Origin of the sequence: Paenibacillus sp. RC67 (genome assembly GCF_030020805.1) — a bacterium.
Classification (GTDB): Bacteria; Bacillota; Bacilli; order Paenibacillales; family NBRC-103111; genus Paenibacillus_S.
Map to the genome: position 1 here is coordinate 4,345,915 of NZ_CP125098.1, position 23,237 is coordinate 4,369,151.

General features: G+C 44.1%; 25 protein-coding genes. 5 read left to right on the forward strand and 20 right to left on the reverse strand.

Annotation, left to right across the window (positions count from 1 at the left end):
- Positions 1 to 17: 17 nt before the first annotated feature.
- The 3 genes from QMA13_RS19740 to QMA13_RS19750 form a co-directional block, all read right to left on the reverse strand.
- The gene (locus QMA13_RS19740; RefSeq protein ID WP_282935465.1) at positions 18 to 803 is read right to left on the reverse strand and encodes a GNAT family N-acetyltransferase; all 786 of its coding nucleotides are present in this window, start codon (positions 801 to 803) and stop codon (positions 18 to 20) included.
- A gap of 164 nt (positions 804 to 967) precedes the next feature.
- The gene (locus QMA13_RS19745) at positions 968 to 1,660 is read right to left on the reverse strand and encodes an LrgB family protein (RefSeq protein ID WP_282935466.1); all 693 of its coding nucleotides are present in this window, start codon (positions 1,658 to 1,660) and stop codon (positions 968 to 970) included.
- Complete coding sequence (locus QMA13_RS19750) at positions 1,647 to 2,003, reverse strand: CidA/LrgA family protein (protein ID WP_282935467.1); 357 nt, start codon at positions 2,001 to 2,003, stop codon at positions 1,647 to 1,649. Before QMA13_RS19750 ends, QMA13_RS19745 begins: the two co-directional genes overlap by 14 nt.
- 127 nt (positions 2,004 to 2,130) lie before the next feature.
- Here QMA13_RS19750 and tlp point away from each other — a divergent pair, with 127 nt between their 5' ends.
- Complete coding sequence (gene tlp, locus QMA13_RS19755) at positions 2,131 to 2,352, forward strand: small acid-soluble spore protein Tlp (protein ID WP_282935468.1); 222 nt, start codon at positions 2,131 to 2,133, stop codon at positions 2,350 to 2,352.
- A gap of 91 nt (positions 2,353 to 2,443) precedes the next feature.
- Here the strand turns inward: tlp and rnz are convergent, their stop codons facing one another.
- Together rnz and metH are read right to left on the reverse strand one after the other, a co-directional pair.
- Positions 2,444 to 3,391, reverse strand: coding sequence for a ribonuclease Z (gene rnz, locus QMA13_RS19760; protein ID WP_282935469.1), 948 nt, complete (start codon positions 3,389 to 3,391; stop codon positions 2,444 to 2,446).
- An 80-nt stretch (positions 3,392 to 3,471) separates the two neighbouring features.
- Entirely contained in the window at positions 3,472 to 6,915 is a 3,444-nt protein-coding gene (metH, locus tag QMA13_RS19765; RefSeq protein WP_282935470.1) for a methionine synthase, read from the reverse strand.
- Positions 6,916 to 7,172: 257 nt separating this feature from the next.
- On the opposite strand from metH, the gene QMA13_RS19770 reads away from it, so the two are divergent.
- Positions 7,173 to 7,715: a 1,2-dihydroxy-3-keto-5-methylthiopentene dioxygenase gene (locus QMA13_RS19770; RefSeq protein WP_282935471.1), complete on the forward strand. Its 543-nt coding sequence runs from the start codon at positions 7,173 to 7,175 to the stop codon at positions 7,713 to 7,715.
- Positions 7,716 to 7,899: 184 nt separating this feature from the next.
- Positions 7,900 to 9,222 (forward strand): IS4 family transposase, encoded by a 1,323-nt coding sequence (locus QMA13_RS19775; protein WP_282935472.1) that lies wholly within the window; start codon positions 7,900 to 7,902, stop codon positions 9,220 to 9,222.
- Between the two features lie 205 nt (positions 9,223 to 9,427).
- Here QMA13_RS19775 and QMA13_RS19780 read toward each other — a convergent pair whose 3' ends face one another.
- From QMA13_RS19780 to QMA13_RS19800, 5 genes are all read right to left on the reverse strand, one after another.
- On the reverse strand, positions 9,428 to 10,222 hold the full coding sequence (locus QMA13_RS19780) for an HAD family hydrolase (protein ID WP_282935473.1): 795 nt from the start codon (positions 10,220 to 10,222) through the stop codon (positions 9,428 to 9,430).
- Between the two features lie 56 nt (positions 10,223 to 10,278).
- A complete protein-coding gene (locus QMA13_RS19785; protein ID WP_282935474.1) occupies positions 10,279 to 10,791 on the reverse strand; it encodes a hypothetical protein in 513 nt (170 codons plus the stop codon).
- 190 nt (positions 10,792 to 10,981) lie between these two features.
- On the reverse strand, positions 10,982 to 11,113 hold the full coding sequence (locus QMA13_RS19790; protein WP_282935475.1) for a hypothetical protein: 132 nt from the start codon (positions 11,111 to 11,113) through the stop codon (positions 10,982 to 10,984).
- Positions 11,114 to 11,131: 18 nt separating this feature from the next.
- The gene (locus QMA13_RS19795; RefSeq protein ID WP_282943452.1) at positions 11,132 to 11,317 is read right to left on the reverse strand and encodes a DUF896 domain-containing protein; all 186 of its coding nucleotides are present in this window, start codon (positions 11,315 to 11,317) and stop codon (positions 11,132 to 11,134) included.
- 153 nt (positions 11,318 to 11,470) lie between these two features.
- Positions 11,471 to 11,833, reverse strand: a complete 363-nt coding sequence (locus tag QMA13_RS19800) for a LysM peptidoglycan-binding domain-containing protein (RefSeq protein ID WP_282935476.1) — start codon at positions 11,831 to 11,833, stop codon at positions 11,471 to 11,473.
- Between the two features lie 144 nt (positions 11,834 to 11,977).
- On the opposite strand from QMA13_RS19800, the gene lexA reads away from it, so the two are divergent.
- Positions 11,978 to 12,601 (forward strand): transcriptional repressor LexA, encoded by a 624-nt coding sequence (lexA, locus tag QMA13_RS19805; protein WP_282935477.1) that lies wholly within the window; start codon positions 11,978 to 11,980, stop codon positions 12,599 to 12,601.
- A gap of 64 nt (positions 12,602 to 12,665) precedes the next feature.
- Here lexA and QMA13_RS19810 read toward each other — a convergent pair whose 3' ends face one another.
- The 9 genes from QMA13_RS19810 to QMA13_RS19850 all read right to left on the reverse strand — a co-directional run bounded on the left by QMA13_RS19810 (position 12,666) and on the right by QMA13_RS19850 (position 21,473).
- Positions 12,666 to 13,577, reverse strand: coding sequence for an alpha/beta hydrolase (locus tag QMA13_RS19810; protein WP_282935478.1), 912 nt, complete (start codon positions 13,575 to 13,577; stop codon positions 12,666 to 12,668).
- Positions 13,578 to 13,633: 56 nt separating this feature from the next.
- Positions 13,634 to 14,248, reverse strand: coding sequence for a TetR/AcrR family transcriptional regulator (locus tag QMA13_RS19815; protein WP_282935479.1), 615 nt, complete (start codon positions 14,246 to 14,248; stop codon positions 13,634 to 13,636).
- A 143-nt stretch (positions 14,249 to 14,391) separates the two neighbouring features.
- The gene (glnA, locus tag QMA13_RS19820; protein ID WP_282935480.1) at positions 14,392 to 15,729 is read right to left on the reverse strand and encodes a type I glutamate--ammonia ligase; all 1,338 of its coding nucleotides are present in this window, start codon (positions 15,727 to 15,729) and stop codon (positions 14,392 to 14,394) included.
- A 90-nt stretch (positions 15,730 to 15,819) separates the two neighbouring features.
- Positions 15,820 to 16,233, reverse strand: a complete 414-nt coding sequence (locus QMA13_RS19825) for a MerR family transcriptional regulator (protein WP_282935481.1) — start codon at positions 16,231 to 16,233, stop codon at positions 15,820 to 15,822.
- A 99-nt stretch (positions 16,234 to 16,332) separates the two neighbouring features.
- A complete protein-coding gene (locus QMA13_RS19830; RefSeq protein ID WP_282935482.1) occupies positions 16,333 to 17,580 on the reverse strand; it encodes a methionine gamma-lyase family protein in 1,248 nt (415 codons plus the stop codon).
- Positions 17,573 to 18,895, reverse strand: a complete 1,323-nt coding sequence (gene hflX, locus QMA13_RS19835; RefSeq protein ID WP_282935483.1) for a GTPase HflX — start codon at positions 18,893 to 18,895, stop codon at positions 17,573 to 17,575. The genes QMA13_RS19830 and hflX overlap by 8 nt, the downstream gene beginning before the upstream one ends.
- Complete coding sequence (locus QMA13_RS19840; protein WP_282935484.1) at positions 18,892 to 19,890, reverse strand: AAA family ATPase; 999 nt, start codon at positions 19,888 to 19,890, stop codon at positions 18,892 to 18,894. The genes hflX and QMA13_RS19840 overlap by 4 nt, the downstream gene beginning before the upstream one ends.
- 277 nt (positions 19,891 to 20,167) lie before the next feature.
- On the reverse strand, positions 20,168 to 20,773 hold the full coding sequence (locus tag QMA13_RS19845) for a histidine phosphatase family protein (protein WP_282935485.1): 606 nt from the start codon (positions 20,771 to 20,773) through the stop codon (positions 20,168 to 20,170).
- 22 nt (positions 20,774 to 20,795) lie between these two features.
- Positions 20,796 to 21,473: an HAD family hydrolase gene (locus tag QMA13_RS19850; protein ID WP_282935486.1), complete on the reverse strand. Its 678-nt coding sequence runs from the start codon at positions 21,471 to 21,473 to the stop codon at positions 20,796 to 20,798.
- Positions 21,474 to 21,749: 276 nt separating this feature from the next.
- On the opposite strand from QMA13_RS19850, the gene QMA13_RS19855 reads away from it, so the two are divergent.
- Positions 21,750 to 22,544: a GNAT family N-acetyltransferase gene (locus QMA13_RS19855; protein ID WP_282935487.1), complete on the forward strand. Its 795-nt coding sequence runs from the start codon at positions 21,750 to 21,752 to the stop codon at positions 22,542 to 22,544.
- On the opposite strand, the gene QMA13_RS19860 is transcribed toward QMA13_RS19855, so the two are convergent.
- Positions 22,497 to 23,237, reverse strand: coding sequence for a YdcF family protein (locus QMA13_RS19860; protein WP_282935488.1), 741 nt, complete (start codon positions 23,235 to 23,237; stop codon positions 22,497 to 22,499). The genes QMA13_RS19855 and QMA13_RS19860 overlap by 48 nt on opposite strands.

A 23,237-nucleotide genomic window follows, 5' to 3' on the forward strand; every position in this document is an offset into this window, starting at 1 on the left:
AGGGTTTGTTTGGATTTTTATTGAACTTTATTCTCATCAAGCGAAAAATGCTTCCGATACTTGCGTGTAACGCGATCCTTTTCCAGCACAATGAAAAAATCGATCGTATCAAATAATTCGTCATAAGCCGGATCACCACCAATTTCCGCGCCCAGCCACTGATAACCCTTCATCAAAGGAGGAAGTCTGCGAAACACTTCCTTATCCGTCAGTTCATAGGGAGAAAGCTCAAGGCCTGAAATCCGATGGGTAGCTAAGGGTTGGATGCCAAATCGGTCTGTAATGACTTGTTTGGACTTAAGCATACTATAAATCACGTTGAGCTCTTCTAATGAGTGCAAGTGAACACTTGCACATCCGATCAAATATTGGATATCCCGGTCTGCAATATAGCGGGCAATACCTTCCCACAGCATTTGAATGGCTTTCCCGCCGCGATAAGCCGGATCAATACAGCTTCTTCCTAATTCTAACGAATGCACCTTATGTTCCTGAAAGGCAGACAAATCGAATTCCGTCTCGGAATAAAAACCGTTACCGCTTATTGCCCGTTCTCCTGGCAGCAGCCGGTATGTTCCAACGACTTGATCCAAATCCATATCCTTTACAATCAAATGATCGCACAAAGGGTCATATTCATCCTGTTCCAAGCCAGTGTCGTTTAACAACCGCATGTTCTTTTCCTCTTCAACAAAAACTTGGTACCTTAATCGCATAGCCTGCTCCAATTCATCAGAATGAGTAGCCAGCTTGACGGACAAGTTTGAAGACTGAGGGCTGATTTGAGCAGCCGTTTGAATCATAGACAACACGCCTTTCTCAGGAAAGTGGAATGGACTACGTAGTAAGCGTAACAAATGATTATTAAACAGGCGTTTGCGTGTTATTAATGTTTTGTAATGATTCACGTCCTTTTCGACACAAAAAAAACAGAGAGCTAATAAAGCACTCTGCTTAAATATAACTACTAGTGAAGCCAAGCATATAATGGAATGAAAAGTATCGATGTTATTATAGCGGCAATCCCCATTGCAAACCCACTAATACTCCCTTGAAGCTCCGAATCTCGGATGATCCGTGCCGTGCCTATCCCATGTGCCGCCGTTCCCATCGCGGTCCCTATCGATATGTCGTCACGAACCCCGCATTTCCTTAATAAATACGGACCGAACATACTCCCAATCAACCCTGTCAAAACGGTCAATACAGCCGTGAGCTCCGGAATTCCTCCAGCTTGCCGCGAAATTTCCAATGCGATCGGTGAAGTTACCGATTTGGGCATCATTGTGAGCATCATCTCTTTGGATCCGCCCAAGCTCCATACAAAGCCCGCCGAAAGTAAAAGCGCGCTGACCGTCCCTGCAGTGATTCCTCCCAGAATCGATCGAAGGTGCTTACGAATGCGAAGCGCATTTTTATATAATGGGATACCGAGAGCTACCGTTGCTGGACCAAGGAAAAAAACAAGCATATCGCCTCCCTGCTGGTACGCTTCGTAGGGAATTTGCGCTAACAATAAAAACATTATAATCAAGCCCGAGCTTAAAAATAAAGGGTGCAGCCATGCCCGCCTCCGGTTTAATGTTAAGGCAATCGTGTAACAGATCAATGAGAGGGCAATACCGAATAGAGGCTGGCGCGCAAATTCATCTAGAGTCACTCTGTTTCTCCCCCTTTCGGTTCATCAGCTTGACAGTCCAGCCTGACACCAACAGAACCCCCGCTGTGCTGGCGAACAAACTGACCAGGAGCTGTACAGCATAAACGCCTATGTAATGGAAGAACACCATCGTCCCAACCACAAAGGGAATAAAAAAGAGCAGCATATGTTTAATCAGAAATTCACCCGCATCCTCTACCCATTCGAGTTTGACCAGCTTCAGAAATAAACAAACCGTAAACAAGATAAGTCCAATTACGTTAGCAGGCAGCGGAATGTGCGCGGCACCATGCAATACATAACCAAGAAAATAAAATCCGACCAAAATGGTGACCCCCAGCAAGTTTTTCCTCTCCTCTCTTTTCAATCATTCTTTAGCTTCCATGTATATTTAATGCTTCAATGTGGGATTGTATTTCTGGTATGCGTTCATCGTGTACTCATAATGACAAAGGAGCTGAATTCATCTTATGGCAAAACCGGACAATCGTGCGGATAACGCAGAGCATCTACAGAAAAGCATTAATAACACCAAGGAAAATTTGGAGCAGACAGAGAGCTATTTAGCCGAACATGCTGAAGAAATAAGCCCTCAGGAAAAACAAACGCTTCAGTCCAAAAATGAGCGCAGAGAACAAAGTCTGAATTCGTTCCGTGAAGAAATGAAGGACGAATCTAGTCAAGAATCTTAAAATGCCAAGATAGAACTCTATATTAGTGCTTGAAGGCTCAAAAATAGCCCCGTAATGGTACGGGGCCTTTTCATATTCAGTTAGATCGGTATCAAACTAGCTTTTTACGTAATATTTCATAGCAGGAATGATCTCTTGCCAAAAACGTGTTAGGATGTATCTGCTTCGCTTCCTCTGTAAGCAGCTCTGCTTCATCCTTTTGATAGCGTGAGCTGATGTGCGTCAAGATCAACATATCGGCCCCTGCCTCTTGAGCGGTTCTAGCGGCGTCCATCGCAGTGGAATGGTCATAGGCTACAGCCAAATCCTTTTTTTGCTCAGCAAAGGTTGCCTCGTGTACAAGCACATCCGCTCCCCGCGCAAGCTTCAGTGAGTATTCGCACGGCTGAGTGTCTCCCAAAATAGTTACAATTCGTCCTGGATAGGATGGCCCGATAAAATCTGCAGCTTTCAAATGTGTCCCATTCTCAAGGGTAATATCAACACCTTGCTTAATCTTGCCCATCACAGGTCCTGAGGCTAGTCCAAGCTCCTTGAGCTTCTCTACCATTAGTCTTCCTTTTTGTTCCTTTTCCACAACACGATAACCGTAACTGTCAATTCTGTGCACCAACGGAGCCATACTCACAGTAAACTGCTCGTCATCGAAGAGCACAGTCTCTTCGGATACCTTATATTCCTTAATCTCCAGCTCATAACCCAAATGTGCCTGACTCACGTCCAGTGCGGTTCTGATGAAAGCTTCCGTTCCTTTTGGACCATAGATCGTAAAGGGAGTCCCTGTATCCCCTCCTTGATAGGAGCGGCTGGTTAATAACCCTGGCAATCCGTACAAATGGTCTCCATGCAAATGAGTAATAAACAGCTTCTCAAGTTTTCCGATCCTTACCGGCGAATGAAGCACTTGATGCTGTGTCCCCTCTCCACAATCGAACATCCAGTAAACGTTTCGTTCTGCAAGCAAATTCAATATAATCGATGTTACATTTCGTTCTTTGGAAGGCATTCCGGCCCCTGTGCCCAAAAAATAAATTTCCACGTAAGCTGCTCCGTTTCATTATGTTGGATTATAGGGAAAGAGCGGAGTCCCACTTGCGAACTCCACTCTACTTATGATGCCTAAACTTTCTCTACATTAAAATAACGTGCTTGCGGATGAGCGAAAACTATTGCCGAAACGGATGCTTCCGGTTCCATCATGCTTCCCTCAGTCAGATGAACGCCAATATCTTCGGGCTTCAGCAAAGCGAACAACTGCTGCTGATCATCCAGATCAGGGCATGCCGGGTAACCGAACGAGAAGCGCTGTCCACGATACTTCGCACCGAACCGTTCCTGCATCGTCATTTCGGCCGGATCTGGGAAGCCCCATGTGTCTCTCATCATCTCGTGGACACGTTCAGCCAATGCTTCTGCTGTTTCCAATGCAGTCGATTGCAGTGCATGTGAACGCAGATAATCACCCTTCTCACGCCATTCCGCAGCTTTTTCATTGATTCCATGTCCTGCAGTAACGACGAGGAAACCAATGTAATCCATTTCTCCGCTGTCCGTAGATTTCAAATAATCAGCAAGACATAAATACGGTTCTGTTCCCTGCCGCGGGAAGCTGAACTTCTGAATCACCTTCGAGAAATCATTAGGGTCATAAACAAAAATATCATTTCCGGATGACTGTGCAGGGAAAAATTGATACATTCCATGCGCACGAATAATATTTTCCTTCTGTGCCTCTCCTAAAATCTCATCCACCGTTTCCTTCAGCTGAACGGCTTTCGGATCTTTTTCTGCAAGCAGCTTATCTACCTTGCCTTTAAGCCCCAAGTGATGACCCAGCAGCATTTGCATATTGATGTATGGCATAACATGGCTGATCGGATAATCACGCAGTACGCGGCGTTCCAAATCCGGCGGCACCTGTACAGGAAGCGTGCGGTCAACGGTTGATGTTCTAACCCGGGTCAACTCCGGCATGTTCTCCTTCTTTTTGCCTACTTCCATAACATCGGATTCCATGCTTTCTCTTAGCTCTCTAACAAGTACTTCTCTTTGCTTAGGATCACTCAGCTTATTTGCAATATCGAGCCCGTCCATTGCATCCTTGGCATAAAGAACCAAGCCCTCGTACTCAGGCGCAATACGAGTTTTCGTAAACTTTCTGGTTAACGCAGCACCACCGACCATAATAGGCACGTCAATGCCTGCGTTTTTCAAATCCTGTGCTGTAATGACCATTTGTTGAGCGGATTTGACCAACAGACCGGACAGACCGATCGCATCTGCCTTTTCTTTACGATAGGCTTCAATCAATTGCTCAGGCGGTACTTTGATTCCCAAATTAATGATTTTATAGCCGTTGTTGGATAAGATGATTTCCACAAGGTTTTTACCGATGTCATGAACATCGCCTTTTACCGTTGCTAAAATGATTTTCCCTTTCACGGCACTTTCATTTTTCTCCATGAACGGTTCCAGGTGGGCAACGGATGCTTTCATAACTTCAGCACTTTGCAGCACTTCGGCAACAATAAGCTCGTTATTATTAAATAATCGGCCTACCTCTTCCATCCCTCTCATAAGAGGTCCGTTAATGATTTCGAGTGGAGCGTATTTCGTCATGGCTTCGTTCAAGTCAGGGATTAGCCCTTCCTTGGTACCCTCAACCACGTAAGAGCCTAAACGCTCTTCCAAAGTCAGGTTAGAGATCTTTTCTTTCTTCTCTATTTTCTTCTCACGGAAGTGTGCGACGAATTCAGCTAAAGTCTCATCATTTGTATTGAAGATTAAACGTTCCGCCAGCTCTCTCTCATGCTCAGGGATAGAGGCATAACGCTCCAGGTTTTGTGTGTTAACAATCGCATAATCTAATCCAACCTTCGTACAATGGTACAAATAAACAGAGTTCAGCACCTCGCGACCAGCCGGAGGCAAACCAAATGAAATATTACTTAATCCAAGAATCGTCTTACACTCAGGATACTTCGTCTTGATCATCCGGATGCCTTCAATGGTTTCTACTGCTGAGCCGATATATTGCGGGTCTCCAGAGCCTACCGGGAACATGTTAGGGTCAAATATAATATCCGACGCATTCAAACCGTACTTTTGAGTTAATAGCTCATAGGCACGATCCGCAACTTCCATCTTCGCTTGACGGGATACCGCTTGACCGCGTTCGTCGATAAGAATCATAACTACCGCAGCACCGTATTTGTGAATCAGTGGTACGATGCTTTGGAACTTCGTTTCCCCATCCTCAAGGTTAATGGAGTTAATAATCGCTTTCCCTTGGGAATATTTTAAGCCAAGCTCGATGATATGATCATAAGTGGAGTCAATCATCAAAGGAACTTTAACTTTTTTCACGACTTCCTTTAAAAAGTTTTCCATCGCATAGGCTTCATCAATATCGGTGTCCTGTACGTTAATGTCGATGACATACGCACCATTCTTTACTTGAGCGCGTGCGATTTCAGCTCCTTCTTCAAACTTGCCTTCTTTCATAAGACGTTTGAACATACGGGATCCCGAAATATTAGTACGTTCTCCTACCATATAGGGACGGTTAGCATCCTCAAGATATACGGTCTCAATACCCGAAACGGCAGGAAGATGTCCTTTGGCACTTTCTCTAGGCTTATATTGGGATAACGTTTCAGCCATTGCACGAATGTGATCTGGTGTCGTACCACAGCATCCTCCAGCGATATTGAGCCACCCCTGCTCTGCAAAACCGGCTAGCTTCTTCGCAAGCGATTCAGGTGATTCGTGGTATTTACCATTCTCATCCGGCAGTCCTGCATTCGGATAACAGCTTACAGCTGTTGTTGCCAACTCGGATAACGTACGGATATGATCTCGCATAAATTCCGGTCCTGTTGCACAGTTAAGTCCGATGGATACCGGCTTCAAATGCTCCAAGGAGATGTAGAAGGATTCGATATTTTGACCTGCCAGTGTAGTTCCCATTGGTTCTATCGTACCGGAAATCATAAGCGGTAATTCAATGCCAGTAGTATCCATGGCTTTGCGAATCCCTATGCTGCCTGCTTTAACGTTCAATGTATCCTGTGATGTTTCAAGAAGCAGTGCATCTACACCTGATTCGATCAGGGCCAAAGCTTGCTCGTAATAGCTGTCAACCAATTCGTCGAATGTAACGCCGCCTGTGACCGATAACGTCTTAGTTGTAGGTCCTAGAGCACCCGCAACATAACGAGGCCATTCCGGTGTGCTGAATTTATTAGCTGCATCAACTGCCAATTTGGCTGCAATCAGGTTGAGTTCACGAGCACGATCTTGTAAATCGTATTCCGCCAACACTACACTTGTCGCACCAAAAGTATTCGTCTCAATTATATCCGCACCCGCGGCAAAATAAGCTTCGTGGATTTTAGAAATAACGTCTGGACGGGTCACGACCAAATACTCATTACAGCCGTCTAAATCCTCGCCACCAAAATCGACTTCCGTTAAATTCTCTTGTTGAATCATCGTGCCCATGGCGCCGTCCAAAATCATAATCTTCTTTTTTAGCTGCTCTTTCAAAGATGGTTTACTCATCACGATCTTCCTTTCACCTGCGTCCTTCCGACAACTTTCTATGAAAACGTCTATTTTATATCTGCATGTAGACCATAAAAAGGCGAATATTGTAACCTTAAGTTTATCAGAAACGTTCGTTAATGAAAAGGTATTCCCGACCAACGCACTATATCATATAATTCCTATTGGTATTATCGCAAATGTATTATCGACAGAATTGAAAATTTAAATTATAATAATTAAAGAACTTATTTATGATTGAAAGAGGGATGAGCATGGCAGAAATTCGTATTCGCAGCACTAATGAGCGTATTTCCGGCGAAGAAAATGTTAGAGCATTTTTGGATAAACAAGAAGTATTGTATGAGCACTGGAATCCTACCAAGCTTCCTGCACATTTACAAGATAAATTCGTACTTACTGATGAAGATAAAGCTGAAATTTTATCCACTTTCGAGCCTGAGATCAAAGACCTGGCAAACCGTCGCGGCTATCTGACTTGGGATATTATTGCCCTGTCCGATGCAACTCCAAACTTGGATGAATTGCTTAAGAAGTTCGAGCAAGTTCATACCCATACGGAAGATGAAGTTCGTGCCATTACAGCTGGTAAAGGTATTTTCATCATCAAAGGCACCGAAGATGTTGGATACTTCGATGTTGAGCTTGAAGCAGGCGATGTTATCTCCGTTCCTGAGCACAAGCCGCATTTCTTCACCTTGATGGATAACCGTCAAATCGTAGCTGTTCGTTTATTTATCGAAACCGAAGGTTGGATTGCTCACCCATTCGCTGATGCTTCTTTCCAAAAAGCTTAAGCCTCAATAATAAAAGACCCTCATGCGACAATGTCATTAAGTTAAGGCGCAGGGCCAAATCAAGAAAAAGAGCAGGCTATCGAAAAGATAGCCTGCTCTTTTTTGTGCGAATTTTCAAATAAGACTTGACAAGTAGTTGAAAGTATGTGGCGAAGCCCCTTGAAAAAACGAGGAGGTTTCGCTAATGGATACGTACGCGAATTCGCTTAAAAAAACGCTGACATCCCTCATACGAGAAATGTCAGCTGCACCAGCACCTTATGTCAAAAATCCTGAAAAGGATTTTACCCGTAAGAAAAAGCTGCCCTTTGAAACGGTTATGCAGCTCCTGATCTCCATGGGAGGCAACAGCATCTATAAGGAACTCTTGGAATCGCAGGGCTATGACGTAAACACTGCAACCACTTCTGCTTTTGTCCAACAAAGAAATAAAATCCTGCCGTCTGCTGTGGAATTCTTGTTTCACGCATTTACGCAATCGTATGCGGATATCAAGTGCTACCGAGGGTATCGATTACTTGCCGTTGACGGCTCGGATTTGCATATCGCAACGGACTCTGAGGACACGGACACCTATTTTCAAAGTCAACCGAACACGAAAGGCTTTAACCTTCTGCACTTGAACGCAGCCTATGACTTGTGCAACAGACTTTACGTGGATGCCCTTGTTCAGCCACGAAGGTTGTGGAACGAGGGAAGGGCGCTGGCTACTATGGTTGACCGTTCCCCCATCAAGGGCAAAACCATTGTGATTGCCGATCGCGGTTATGAAAGTTACAACAATTTCGCGCATATTGAACGCAAAGGTTGGAACTATGTTATACGGGTAAAGGATTTGGAGTCCAATGGTATTCTTTCGGGTTTGCGTTTGCCTACTAGCGGAGCGTTTGATTGGGACGTTCATCTGACCCTCACCAAAAAACAAACCAAAGCGGTTAAGGCTCGTCCCGAGATGTACAAGTTCGTCCCTTCCACGTCTACATTTGATTTTTTGGATTTGCAGGAGAACTTGTTTTACCCGATTTCCTTTCGGGTTGTTCGTTTCGTCTTGCCCAGTGGCGCTTATGAAACCGTCATTACGAATCTTTCTGCCGCTGATTTCCCACCCGATGAAATCAAGTCCATTTATAACATGCGATGGGGCATTGAAACTTCTTTTAGGGCATTAAAATACACCGTCGGTCTGACGCATTTTCACGCAAAGAGACAAGAGTCCATCGTCCAAGAGATTTTCGCAAGAATGATCATGTACAATTTCGCTGAAATGATGACCTCGCACGTCGTCATTTCGAAAATGGATAAACGGCACTCCTACCAAGTCAACTTCACGGTCGCCGTTCATGTTTGTAGACATTTCCTGCGCTCATGGGACGATGAACCCCTGCCCGATGTTGAAGCGCTGATTCGCAAAAACATTTTGCCGATTCGACCCATTCGCCCAGGGCAGAAGAATACGCGCAAAATCCGCTCGAAATCAGTCGTTAGCTTCGTTTATAGAGTAGCATAATTCGGTTCACATGAACATTTTTTAAGCGGATATGCCATCCGCTTTGTTTGCTGTACGCTTTTTTCCTTGCTTGCACAAAAAACAAACGGCATAGGACTTTTTCCCATGCCGTTTCTCGGATTTCATTTGTTTTCCCGATCTTGTCTCTTAGCTTAACTTAATGACATTGCCTCATGCGAGGGTCTTTTTCATTATCTGTGTAGGTTTAATCGATGGAATTAATAATGCCTTGAATTTCACGCAAGCTCTTGATTTCGTAAGAAGGAACAATCTCATCCGTACGGCTCATTTCATGGCGGTTAATCCACATATTTCGCATACCTACTCTTCCAGAGCCCAAAATATCCGTAGTCAGCTTATCGCCAATCATGACTCCTTGATCAGCAGTAATACCAAGCAGGTCCATTGCATGGTTAAAAATCGAAACCGCCGGTTTTCCTTCACCAAAATTACCCGATATGATAATATGATCAAAATAAGGAGCTAGGTCCGGTACTCCAGCTAATTTCTCATTTTGCAAATCAGGAGAACCATTAGTCAACAGTAGAAGCTTGTACTTTTCCTTCAACTGCTTCAATACTTCAAAAGTTTCTTCATAGACAATCGGACGGCTCCGACGCTCTGCTGGAAATAACTCTCCTAAACGGTACCCCAGCTCAGCATCATCAATACCTAACGCTTTAAGGCCCCGTGTCCACGATTCTGTCCGATAGGTTGGAGCCAGTTTTTGAAGCTTGCGGAAGTTCTCATTCTCTCCGGCAGTGAAGTTAGCCCAAAGTCCTTCAAACGGATTGATACCAATCATCTTAGTAAACGGAAATGTTTCGTAGGATTCATACAAAGCTCTTGCTTCCTTGCGAACCGCTTCTTCCAAAGCTGCTGGCTCCAGAGAATAATGCTTTGCCGCTTCTTCACAAGTCGCTTGGAAAGCTTCTTTTACACTTCGGTCATCCCATAACAACGTATCGTCCAAATCAAATAAAACCGCTTGAATGCTCATCCTAGTCTTCCATCCTTTTCCCCATAATATCTGTAGTGGTTCATACAACGAATTCTTTATTGTTCGGTTTTCAACTCTACATGATTGCGAGCCGCAAATTCTTTAAGCTGCTCTGACAACTCTACTATATTAAATTGATGATACAATTTCGTAAATACCCATTTAGTGTTACTGGTTGTTAAAGAAATGGCCACGGTATCTTTTTGAATGACGATTTCGCGAATTTGCGAAATTTCTACTCTGCGATCACCCGCAAATCGACGGGAAACAAGAAAGTCCTTACCGATTTTGATAAAAGGTCGACGTACCCAAAATATAAACAAGCCTAAGGCAATGTAGCTGCCCCCAGTTACCCAATACAAGTTATCATTCTCATAGTTGCCGCGAAATGCAATGTAACAAAAAATACCGACACAAATCATGAGCAGAGGAACAAACCAACTGCGACCTCGTACTGTAACAGAACCGTCAGAAGGAGTATCATAAAGCAACGGCTTACCTTGCTTTGCACGAGTTTTATTTACTTTCTTTGAATTTTTAAGAACCATGCGTTCCCATTTACGAGACATATCCCAATCTCCTTATAGAGGTTCTCTTACCCTCTCTACTGTTAAAATGCCTACTAATCGATCATGATAACTTTCTTGGAGTTCCTTGCTTGTTCCAGTTCTCATCTGTAGATACGCCAAAAAGTTGGAGCGACTGATGTATCCGCTCTTCCAGATATCACCAGGTTAATCCAACGACAGAATGTTTCATTCAATTGGCGCAGTGTGATCCCACAATGTGCTGCTGAAATTGATTGCAATCCGATTCATTCGTTGATTTATCGAAAACCAAGCACAGATCAGAAACTGCAATACCGTTTCTTCGCAATACACGATACCGCATGAATTCAAATCCTCCTAATTACTGCTTGTTCTCATCATCAACGAATTTAATGTTCTCTAACTGGTTACGCAAATTGCTTTTGAAAGCATTAATATAACGTTTTCTCAATTCGTTGCGTTCCTCCAGCTCTTCGTCCGTCAAGCCTTCCGATTTGGCTTTGCGTGCCAATTCGTTAATTCGATTGATGTACTGATCGTTTTCCATCTCGTTCATTGCGAATCCTCCTGATTATGTCAGGCTTGAGCCAGCCATATTATGACTAGAGATCAAGCACAGCAAAAAATGCGTCAAATTATACTTTGACATTACAGGATTCGATTGTCAAGAGCAGGTGAGAAGGAACTGCAAACTACAACTTTACGGCAGGATCAGAACTTGTCCAACTTGCAGCACATTAGACTTCAATTCATTCACTTGTTTCACTTCATTCATATATTCACGGACATTGCGTCCCTTACCCGCATAATGATTGGCGATACTCCATAGTGTATCTCCTTTGGCAACTTCAACTGATTGTTTCAAATGGCTTCCATTAGCAGCAGCGTAAACATCCGAATCTCCCCCTACTAAGGAAATACAAAGACTTACAATTAAAATCAGTATGGCGACGGTTAACAGCCCAAGCATTCTCGTCGCTTTTCTATAACGTCTATTTTTCAACACATAGTTCCCTTTAACCAATACTGCCGAATTCTGAAATAACTGTTCATTCATATACATGATTCCGCCCCCCAAACATTTGTTCTGTTCTCAAAATAACACGAACACTTGTTTGTGTCAATGCTGTTTTCGAACTTATGTTTGTACGAACTCCGGTTCTGTGATATACTTTGGATAATTATTACCAATACTGGAGTGATACTGATGAGTAAATTATCCAATCGGCAGCTGGCGATATTGGAATTTATCAAAAACGAAGTTAAAGATAAAGGCTATCCTCCCTCTGTACGTGAAATCGGAGAAGCCGTTGGACTTGCCTCCAGTTCGACTGTTCATGGACATTTGGAGCGTTTGGAGAAAAAAGGCCTGATCCGGAGGGATCCTACCAAACCCCGCGCTATCGAGATTACTGACGGTTCATCGACCGAAGGAAGTCAATTCGCACTTTCCGTTTCCCGGGTACCCTTGATCGGACGAGTTACTGCTGGTGTACCTATAACGGCTACTGAAAATATTGAAGACTACTTCCCTTTACCTACGCATTATGTTGGGGACCACAATGTGTTTATGCTCAGCGTCATCGGTAACAGTATGATCGACGCAGGTATTCATAATGGAGACTATGTTATTGTCCGTCAGCAGCAATCGGCTAACAATGGCGACATCGTTGTTGCCATGACAGAGGATGACGAAGCTACAGTGAAACGCTTCTTCAAAGAAAAAGACCATATTCGTCTTCAGCCTGAAAATTCGACCATGGAACCTCTTCGTTTGAAGCATGTTACTATCCTAGGACGTGTTGTTGGCGTATTCCGCGACATTCATTAGTAGGTAATTCGCATAAAAGCCAAGGTCTAGGCAATCGCCTAAACCTTGGCTTTCTTTATTCCCCTTATTCATACAGGCGGCTTCTGACAAAGCTCCCAATATGTTGTATTGCCTGATCACCTTCAGGCAATATCCCTGCCAACCGTTGAAATACACACCACATGTGATCCCAAATCTCGAGAGTAACAGTAACTCCAGCAGCCTCTGCCCGCTCCGCAAGCAATACGCATTCGTCGAGGAGCACCTCATGATCACCTACCTGGATAAATAATGGCGGTAATCCATGTAAAGTTTGATTTACTGGGGACATTATTTCCGGCTTAGGTTGTGTTGAACCCAAGTAATAATCCGCGCATAGTTTCGAGCTGTCCAGACTTCCTAATGGATCTAGCTCTGCACGTGTACGATAGGATGCACTCTCAAAGTTTAAGAAATCCGTGTGTGGAGATAGCAAAAAGGCACCTGATGGAACTGGATCACTTTCGTCCCTTAAAGTTAATAATGTCATTAGTGCAAGGCACCCTCCTACTGAATCTCCACCAAGCATAATTTGTTCGCCTGATATTCCTTGGCGAATAAGCCACCGATAGGCGGACAAACAATCCTCATTCGCAGCAGGATAATGATGCTCCGGCGCGAGCCGATACTCAATAACCAGAACTCTCGTATTGGAGACAGCAGATATCCTGGCCGCCAGATCACGATGAGTATCGCAAGACCCTGAAATAAATGCCCCTCCATGGAAGTACAATATAGTCTCAATAGCCTCGTTAGGCACTTCCTCAGCTCTTACCCACTCGGCTTGCATCCCTCCAATGGTTATACGTTCTGTTACAATACCCGTGATCCTTGGTAGGGCATTCAATGCCTCGGCTTCCTCCGATCGAATTTGCTCAACCGATTTTTGAGTAAATGAGAATGATTTCCTAAGATGTTGTTTAATGCCGTTTATCATTTCCATGCTGGATGAGTTCATAATTAACGCCTCCATTTAGTACTGAATATTCAGTTTTAAAACATCAAAAAAACAATCTATTTGTGATCCTTATGATACGCACCATGACTAGACATCATGATTGTAAGGAACTTTTCATCAAACTGCTGCTTCTCGATTTCAAAATATTCAACCCACGATTCAGAAAAGCATAAATAGGCGTACAGTGGAATGATTCCAGTAAAAAATTCTGCAATCCGTCTTTCATTAAGATCGTAAGCCTCAGTTGTATTGGAAATAGCTGTGTTCTCCTGCTCCGTGCTGATCATCGCTTCAACGACTCTGTATATCACTGGCCTATGATTCGATTTCTTTAAGGAGTCAATAAACATGATTCGAATAATATCTGCATTCTTTACTGCAAAGTCTTTGTAAATGGTTTGTAGTCTACTTTGCATAGCATCTGCTTTCGATTGATGTGTGTCTTGCTTAGCAACTTGAAGCAGTTCCGTATATTCCCTTACGAAATCTTCAAACAACACCTCCAATATGTGATCCTTACTATTGAAATGATAATAAATCAAAGATTTGGGAACATGAGCTTCCTCTGCAATTTGATCAATTCTTGCTCCTTCAAAGCTTTTCTCCGCAAATACTCTTGTTGCTGCTTGTAAAATTCGTTTCCTTGCATCAGGTATATTGGTTCGTGGCATTGTACACTCCTATCTTTAGTACTGATTGTTCAGTATCATTATATTATGAAAGCAACCTTTTGTAAATATATGGTACGTATTTTTTATATAAGCATCAAAAACCCGGAACCAAAAAGTTCCGGGCCTATTATACCATATAATTATTAGTAGAGTGTCAGATACTGTTCTCTCTCCCAAGCATGAACTTGAGTACGATAAATATCCCATTCGATCTCTTTAAGCTCGATAAAATGAGCCAGAGCATGATCTCCAAGCGCATCGCAGATGACATCGTCGCGCAGCAGCTCATCCAGAGCCTGCTTCAAATCGACCGGAAGACTAGGAATTCCTTGTTCTTCGCGCTCCTCTTCGGACATCACATAAATGTTGCGGTCTGTTGGAGGAGGAAGCTGCATTTTGTTTTTAATACCGTCCAAACCTGCTTTAAGCATAACTGCAAGCGCAAGATAAGGATTCGCAGCCGGGTCCGGGTTACGAACTTCCACACGCGTGCTCAAACCGCGAGATGCTGGAATACGAATCATAGGACTGCGGTTGCTAGCAGACCAAGCTACGTAGCATGGTGCTTCATAACCAGGAACCAGACGTTTATATGAGTTGACTGTTGGATTCGTAATGGCAGCAAAAGCGCGTGCGTGACGCAAAATACCCGCCATATAATGTCTTGCTTCAGCACTCAAACCAAGCTTATCGCTCTCATCGTAGAACACGTTCTTTTTGCCATTAAACAGTGATTGGTGACAGTGCATACCGGAACCATTTACGCCGAACAATGGTTTTGGCATGAAGCTCGCATGCAAACCGTGCTGTCTTGCAACGGTTTTTACAACAAGCTTGAATGTTTGAATCTGATCCGCCGCTTTAACGGCACTTTCATATTTGAAGTCGATTTCGTGCTGACCTGGAGCCACTTCGTGGTGAGAAGCTTCAATTTCAAAGCCCATTTCTTCCAAAGTCAATACGATTTCACGGCGACAGTTTTCTCCCAAATCCATTGGAGCCAGATCAAAATAACCGCCTTGATCATTCAATTCCATAGTCGGATTGCCGTTTTCGTCTGTTTTAAACAAGAAAAATTCCGGTTCAGGTCCAACATTCATTGCCGTATAGCCCATTTCCTCAGCTTCTTTCAAAGCTGCTTTAAGGATACCGCGAGGGTCCCCAGGGAAAGGTCTGCCATCTGGCAAATAAATATCACAAATTAAACGTGCTACACGATCTTCTGTAACCCAAGGGAAAATAACCCACGTGCTCAAATCAGGGTATAAATACATGTCGGATTCTTCGATCCGAACGTAGCCTTCAATGGAGGAGCCATCGAACATCATTTTGTTGTCCAATGCTTTCTCCAACTGGGATACCGGAATTTCCACATTTTTGATCGTTCCCAGCAAATCGGTAAATTGCAATCGGATGAAACGCACATTCTCTTCTTTTGCTATTCGTAGAATGTCCTCTTTTTTATATGCTTTTTCAGTCACGGTCAATTTCTCCTCCTTAAGATTATGTAAACTGACAGAGCATGTTCATAAGGCGAACGTTGTAATGTGACCACACTCTGGTGAAGCTTTTTATTTCTTAAAGAAACGCGATAGCTCGCCTTGGATCAAGGATACTTGGCCAGGCCGCTTGCCGCCGCCTAACAGCTGCTGCTTCAGCATACGGTGCAACTGCGTATCGGTTAACTCTCTTCGCTTCACTTCGGACTGTTCATTCAGGACCGTTGCGTCCTCAGAATCTTTGGAAACAGGCAGGAGCACTTGCTTAATACCAGCAATGTTGACTCCTTTTTCAATCAAATCCTTGATTTCCAGCAAGCGTTCTACATCATTAAAGGAGTAGAGTCGCTGGTTACCTCCAGTTCTTGCAGGTATGACAAGCTCATGTTGTTCATAATACCGAATTTGCCTTGCGGTCAAATCGGTCAACTTCATTACTATTCCAATTGGAAAAAGCGCCATATTACGGCGAATATCATCACCCATGACCTGATCACCCCTGTAATCTAAAAACCTAGCTTCATTGTAACCTCACGACATAAACATGTCAAGTTATGTTAGGTTTATGCAATGTGTAAGCATTAATTACAGTAAGCCACGGTCCATCATATTCTGTAGTGCGGTAAGCACACCTAGCTTGCAATGGGAGTATGTCAGACCTCCTTGCATATACGCAATGTAAGGCTCGCGTATTGGCGCATCCGCTGACAATTCGAGGCTTCCTCCCTGAATGAACGTTCCTGCCGCCATAATAACTGGATGCTCATAACCTGGCATATCCCATGGCTCCGGAACGACATGAGCATCAACAGCAGCAGCCTGCTGAATCCCTTGAACGAATGCGATCAGATGCTTGTCGCTTGTGAACTGTATCGCTTGAATTAAATCCGTGCGCGGATCGTTCCAATGCGGATGAGTTACAAAGCCAAGCTGTTCAAATACCGCAGCGGCAAAGATCGATCCTTTGACGGCTTGTCCAACCAAATGCGGCGCCAAGAACAACCCTTGGTAAATACTGCGAGTCGTTCCAAGCATCGCTCCGACTTCCCCACCAATACCAGGGGCTGTCAAACGATAAGAGGCAAGCTCCACGTATTCGCTTTTACCCGCGATATAGCCTCCGGTAGCCGCTAGTCCTCCACCAGGATTTTTGATTAATGAGCCTGCCATGAGGTCCACACCTACTTGTGTAGGCTCTTGAAGCTCAGTAAACTCCCCGTAGCAGTTGTCTACGAACACAATCACATCAGGTTTCAACTGTTTTACAAATTGAACCATTTCTCCTATTTGCCCAACCGTAAAAGACGGTCTCCACGAGTAGCCGCGGGACCGCTGTATACCGATCACTTTAGTTCGTTCATTGATACGACTACGGATCTCCTCATAATTAGGTGAGCCATCCTCTAGAAGTGCTACTTCACCGTAAGCTATTCCCCAATCCTGTAAAGAACCTTTGCCATCACCCGGGCTGCCGATCACTTTGTGTAGTGTATCGTAAGGTCTCCCCGTAATCATGAGAAGCTCATCATTTGGTCTTAGAACGCCAAATAAAGCCGTCCCAATCGTATGGGTTCCTGACACAAAATGCGGCCGCACCAAGGCGGCCTCCGCTCCAAACACTTCCGCATAAACCAAGTCCAGCACTTCACGTCCACGATCGTTATAGCCATACCCCGTCGAACCGGAGAAATGATAATCACTGACCTTATGGTTTTGAAATGCCCGAATCACTTTCCATTGATTCTGGTCTACAATACGATCGATTTCTTTTATTTTCCCCTCGATAACCTGCTCGGCGCGCTCCATCCAAGCAGTAATGCGTTCGTTAAACATGCTCCGAATTCTCTCCCTTATCTTGTGCCTGATCCATGGCGTATGCGGCCAACAAATAACCCAGCTTGTCATATTCTTTATTGTTCACTCTTACTTGCAGCAGCATATCGCTGCCGTCCACATCATTCTCCAGCACTTCCCCTACACGGTATACGAGTGAAATCACGTCGCCTTTTTCTGCAGGGATGCGGAACGTTTTGCATTCTCCCATGAGCCGCGATTCAATCAGCTCTCCAATTCGTTGCAAGTCGTCTTCACGATAAGCGGAGATCCTTAAGAACTCCCCTTCCGTCGTCAACATTTCCACCTGTTCCGGTGTGCACAAATCGACCTTGTTGAACAAAGTGATCTGTTCTTTTCCATGTGCCCCGAGTTCTTGAAGAACTTGCTCTACCACTTTCATCTGAGTGTCCATCATTTCTGCGGAACCATCCACAACGTGAAGGATAAGGTCGGCTTCACAGGCCTCTTCCAATGTGGCACGGAAAGCAGCTACGAGATCATGCGGCAAATTTTGAATAAAGCCTACGGTATCGGTCAGTACGATTTCTTTTCCGCTTGGAAGCTCCAAAGTGCGGGAAGTCGGGTCGAGCGTTGCAAACAGCTGATTCTCCACATATACATCCGCTTGCGTCATCTGCTTCAACAGTGTGGATTTCCCCGCATTTGTATAGCCTACCAGGGCAACCTGAAAAACACCAGTCTTCTTACGACGTTCTCTATGTAAAGTACGGTGCCTTACAACCTCATGCAGCTGCTGCTTTAGCTCGTTGATGCGATCGCGGATATGACGGCGGTCCGTCTCCAGTTTCGTTTCCCCTGGTCCTCTCGTACCAATACCACCGCCAAGACGGGACAGGTTAGCTCCTTGGCCAGAAAGCCGAGGCAGCAGGTAGCTTAGCTGTGCAAGCTCTACTTGGATTATCCCTTCACGGGTTTTGGCTCTACCGGCGAATATATCGAGGATAAGCTGCGTGCGGTCAATAATTTTCACATCCAAAAACTGCTCCAGATTACGCACCTGCGCTCCGGAAAGTTCTTGATCGAAGATCGCTGTATTCGCATTGTGCTCCTCTAGAAGCTGCTTCAGCTCTTCAGCCTTCCCTTTACCGATGAACCATTTGGTGTCCACGGATTCTTTATTTTGCGATAACGTGTCCAGTACTACCACGCCTGCCGTCTCCGCCAAGCTTACCAATTCCGACAAGGAATACTCGGGTGAATAGGCGTCCAGCCTTTTAAGCTGTGGGGTGACCAGACTAACGAGAACGGCCCGCTCTTGTTCGTGTTCGATTGTATGTGTTGTTGGTTTCATAAATATTTATAATTCTCCTTTGCGGGTTTTCGCTCCAGCTTAACATCTTCAGGTCGAATCGTCATCAGATCCTGCTTGCTTGGCTGCTGCGTGTTCTGATTCAGCAATCGAACCGCGTGGTTGCGCATTGCCTTTTCGATCATATTGCGTACATAGCGGGCGTTACTGAATGCAACCTCGCTATCAATCAGCTGTTTTTCATTGACAATTTGCTGACGTATCTTCATTTCAGTTTGAGGAATTAAAGCATACTCCCGTTCCTTAATCATGATTTCCGCTATTTGCATCAATTGATCGACCGTATAATCCGGAAAATCAAGCTGAATAGGGAAACGGGACGGAAGTCCTGGGTTCGTCTGTAGAAATTGTTCCATCTCCACCGAATAGCCTGCCAAAATAAGAATGAACTGATTCTTATGGTCTTCCATCGCTTTAACCAGCGTATCAATCGCTTCCTTGCCGAAATCTTTTTCTCCGCCACGGGCCAGGCTGTATGCTTCATCGATAAAAAGAACGCCGCCCAACGCTTTTTTTACTAGCTCCCTTGTTTTTAAGGCCGTATGTCCTATGTACTCGCCAACCAGATCGGCGCGTTCCACTTCTATCAAATGCCCTTTATTCAGCACACCCATCGTTTGCAGGAGCTTGGCGATAATGCGCGCAACCGTCGTCTTGCCTGTACCCGGATTTCCCTTAAAAACCATATGATACACCTGTGAATTAGCCATTAGCCCTACTTCAGCCCTAAATCCAGCAATCCGCAGCAGCGCATAAATCTCGAAAACGAGCTCCTTCACGTTGTCCAAACCGACCATCCGATCGAGCTCCTTCATGATTTCCCCGAATTGCCCTTGCTGGGACAACGGTTTACCATGAAAATGGGGCTCTGCCTCGGCGTTCATACTTACCGGTTCAGGATTACGCAATACCACATTGATTTGATGGGCATTCTTCGTAATCTGAATCTGATCCGTCGGTACGACACGTCCACTCATGCGTATCACCTCTTTACTTGGTGTTAGCAGTATACGCAGAAGCCTAGATGAATGTGACCATTTTCTTTTCTTATTGTAAGGCCAATTTACAAAAATTCAAAATCTGATCGTGTCCATCCGCTTATTTTATTGATAAACTGCGTTTGTGAAAAAAAATCAAATCATGACTCGGTTCTCCTCCTAAAAGTGCCTAAGAGTCTTTCTAACTTGATTATAATGGATTGGAGGACTCTTTTTGAGGTAGAGATTGATTAATATACAATTAATCTTCCCACGGCTAATAGTCTTTCCAAATTCGTTTCATTTCCTTAAACTGACCGTCTTGAAATACCATCCGGTAGACATCAGGATTAGATAACTGCTTCCAATGCTCAAAGCCTATCCGATCATCAAAATTCTTCAACAATAGAGAGATGATATTGCCGTGTGCGACAACCAAATTGGAAGCATGCCCTAGCAATAGTAACTCTGTTATCACCGCTACTATTCTTTCCGTCGCTTGCCTGCTGGACTCCCCACCAAAAAAACATAAATCCGGTTCCTGGAACGTTCGCTCCAGACATCGCAGCCAATCGGATCGGTTATCTTTACTAAGAATCCGCTCGGACAGCCTATCATCGACAACTATCGTTTTATTCATTATTTCTGCATAAGGTTTAACGGTTTGAACTGCTCTTACATAGGGGCTAGACACTATATAGTCTATCGTGTACTTTCTTAGCCACAAGGATAATTGCTGTGCCTGATGATATCCATCCGAAGTTAACTGCGCTTCTGCTTCCTGGCCTTCTGCTTTACAATGCCTAACGATGTATAAGGTTTGCAATCCCGAGGTTTGAACCTTTTGGAGAAAATCACTTGTATGAAGAAACTCTGCGCACATGAACAATCACACTCCTTACGTATTACTGACCGAGCATGGATCGGCTTGTGATTGCCAAGACCACTTCTTGAAGTAGCATATCCGCCATGGAGTCCAATAGCAAATCATATTCGCCAAATGATAAAGTCTTCGTTATGAGGTTCGGCACAATAACACAGTGCATTCCCGCTCTCTTGGCAGCAAGCGCTCCGTTCGGCGAATCTTCAAACGCTATCGCTTCGTGGGGCTGTACTCCCAAGTCCTCCAGAGCAAGTAAATATAAAGAAGGGTCCGGTTTGCACTTCACGACATCGTCTCTTGTACGAATAGTCCGAAAAGCATCCAACAGCTCATGTTCCTTTAAATAACCCGTTACCCATTGCCTTGTTGAACTGGAAGCCAGTCCTATCGTTAAGCCCAGATCATTGCCTTGTTTTAAATAATCGGTTACACCGGGTCTTGGGAGCTCCTGACGCATACTTTCCACAAATCGCTCCCTTCTTCGAAGCCGCGCTGCCTCTACATCAAAGGGTTTTCCAATACACTGCTCTAGAAATGAATAAGGCTCAAAGGATGAGCCGTCTGTACCAATGCAGCGTCCCCAAACATCAAGAGATAATTCCGCTCCATGCTCTTCAAACATCTTCTGGAACGATTCGAACTCCGGTGTTTCTGTATCCAATATTAATCCATCAAAATCAAATACGATTGCTTTTATCATCCGCAGAACACCTCATATTGTATTATTTAGTATGATTAAATATTAATACCATTTATGATCTGAATCATAGAAGTATACTCATCTTTACGATCGAAACAAGAAATCAAAGGATAAAACATATACCATATTATACCATGTCCACTCCTTACTTGAGGCTATGATTATAATTATTGTATTACAAAGAATTTAGTTGACTAGGATTTAATATTGATTGTATATTTATACATTATATTGTATTTTTATCATATTAAAGTATGATGTTAGGAGTGAGAAATATTGACTTTAGATGCACGAAAACAGCTTATTTTACAAATCGAACAGTTAGCTTTCAACACTTGGCCGGCTGATGCAACTTATCATTACTCTGATTGGAAAATTCGGGTATCGGACGGTATAACGAAGAGAGCCAACAGTATATGGACCTCAACAGGTGGAGTCATGACTAACCATTCATCCTGGATGGAAGATGTCCAGCTCTTTTACAGAGATAAGGGATTGCCTGTCATTGTTCAGATAAGCGAGGTTTCTCCAGATGGTTTGGATACGCAGTTAGAGATGCGAGGCTTTGTTAAAGAGAGTGAGAGTACGGTCTTCATTGCAGATACTAAGCAGGTCATTGAACATACGCGGAAAGCTTATGAAGAGCATCCCTTCCCCTTTCATCTGCAAGGAGAACATGACGAGACATGGCTCAGTCAATTTATGCAAGCAGAAATGTTTGAATCTGATAAAATAACGTTCTATGACCGTCTATTCACATACATAAAGCCGTTAAAAGGCTTCTTAACCCTTTATAAAGACAATCAGAATGCAGCCCTTGGCACTTCGGTCGTGGAGGAAGGTTGGGCAGGTATCATTAATGTTGTTGTTCATCCAACACTGCGCGGTCAAGGAGTAGGTCGCAGCCTTCTACATCTGCTGGCATGCTGGAGCGCAGAGCAAGGGGCAAACAGCATGTATTTGCAAGTGGTAGACGGCAATATGCCTGCTATCCGGCTGTACGAAAGCTCAGGCTTCATCCCTTTATATAAATACCATTACCGAAGAGAACCCTATGTGGCTAATAAATAAACCGATGAACCCCGCTTTTACAGCGGAAGAATCCATCGGCTTTGATTCGAGTCCAAGCTTAAGGAGCAGCTTATCCAATTCCCACTTGGTCCAAGCTAATGTCTCGCGGCTTTTGTGCCATGACATCATTAGGACCGTGCTATCCATCGGCGAAGCTGTTGTTTGTTCGTACCCTAAAAACTGTGCGATATCCATTGCCCTGACCGCATGATATCTGTGGGTAATAATGACAGAGGAATGCCATCCCTGTTCTTCAAGCAACGTTTGACAGTACAATAAATTTTCATAAGTGCTGGTAGACTTCTTTTCCATCACAATCGCAGAATCAGGAATACCTTGTTCTAACAAATAGTTTCTCATGCCTTCAGCTTCAGTGAGCTTGGAGTAGACCGTGTCCAATCCACCTGAAACCATAATTCGGGGAATTTGTCCTGATCGGTACAGCTCCACGGCTCGGTTGAGCCTTTCTTTCAACGCGGGACTGGGGGCATCCTGCCATAAAGCTGCGCCCAGCACAATGCCGACATCTCCTCGAGCCTGCGGATTGTCAGGAAAGGATTCCATTTCCCAGAGCAAATAGACGGTCCACATCAAGCCAAGAATACATACTGCAAGGACAAACCTGAATAAACGACCAAAGAATATTTTTATTCTCGTAAATGAACTTCGTTTCTTTTTTACCTTTGCCTTCAT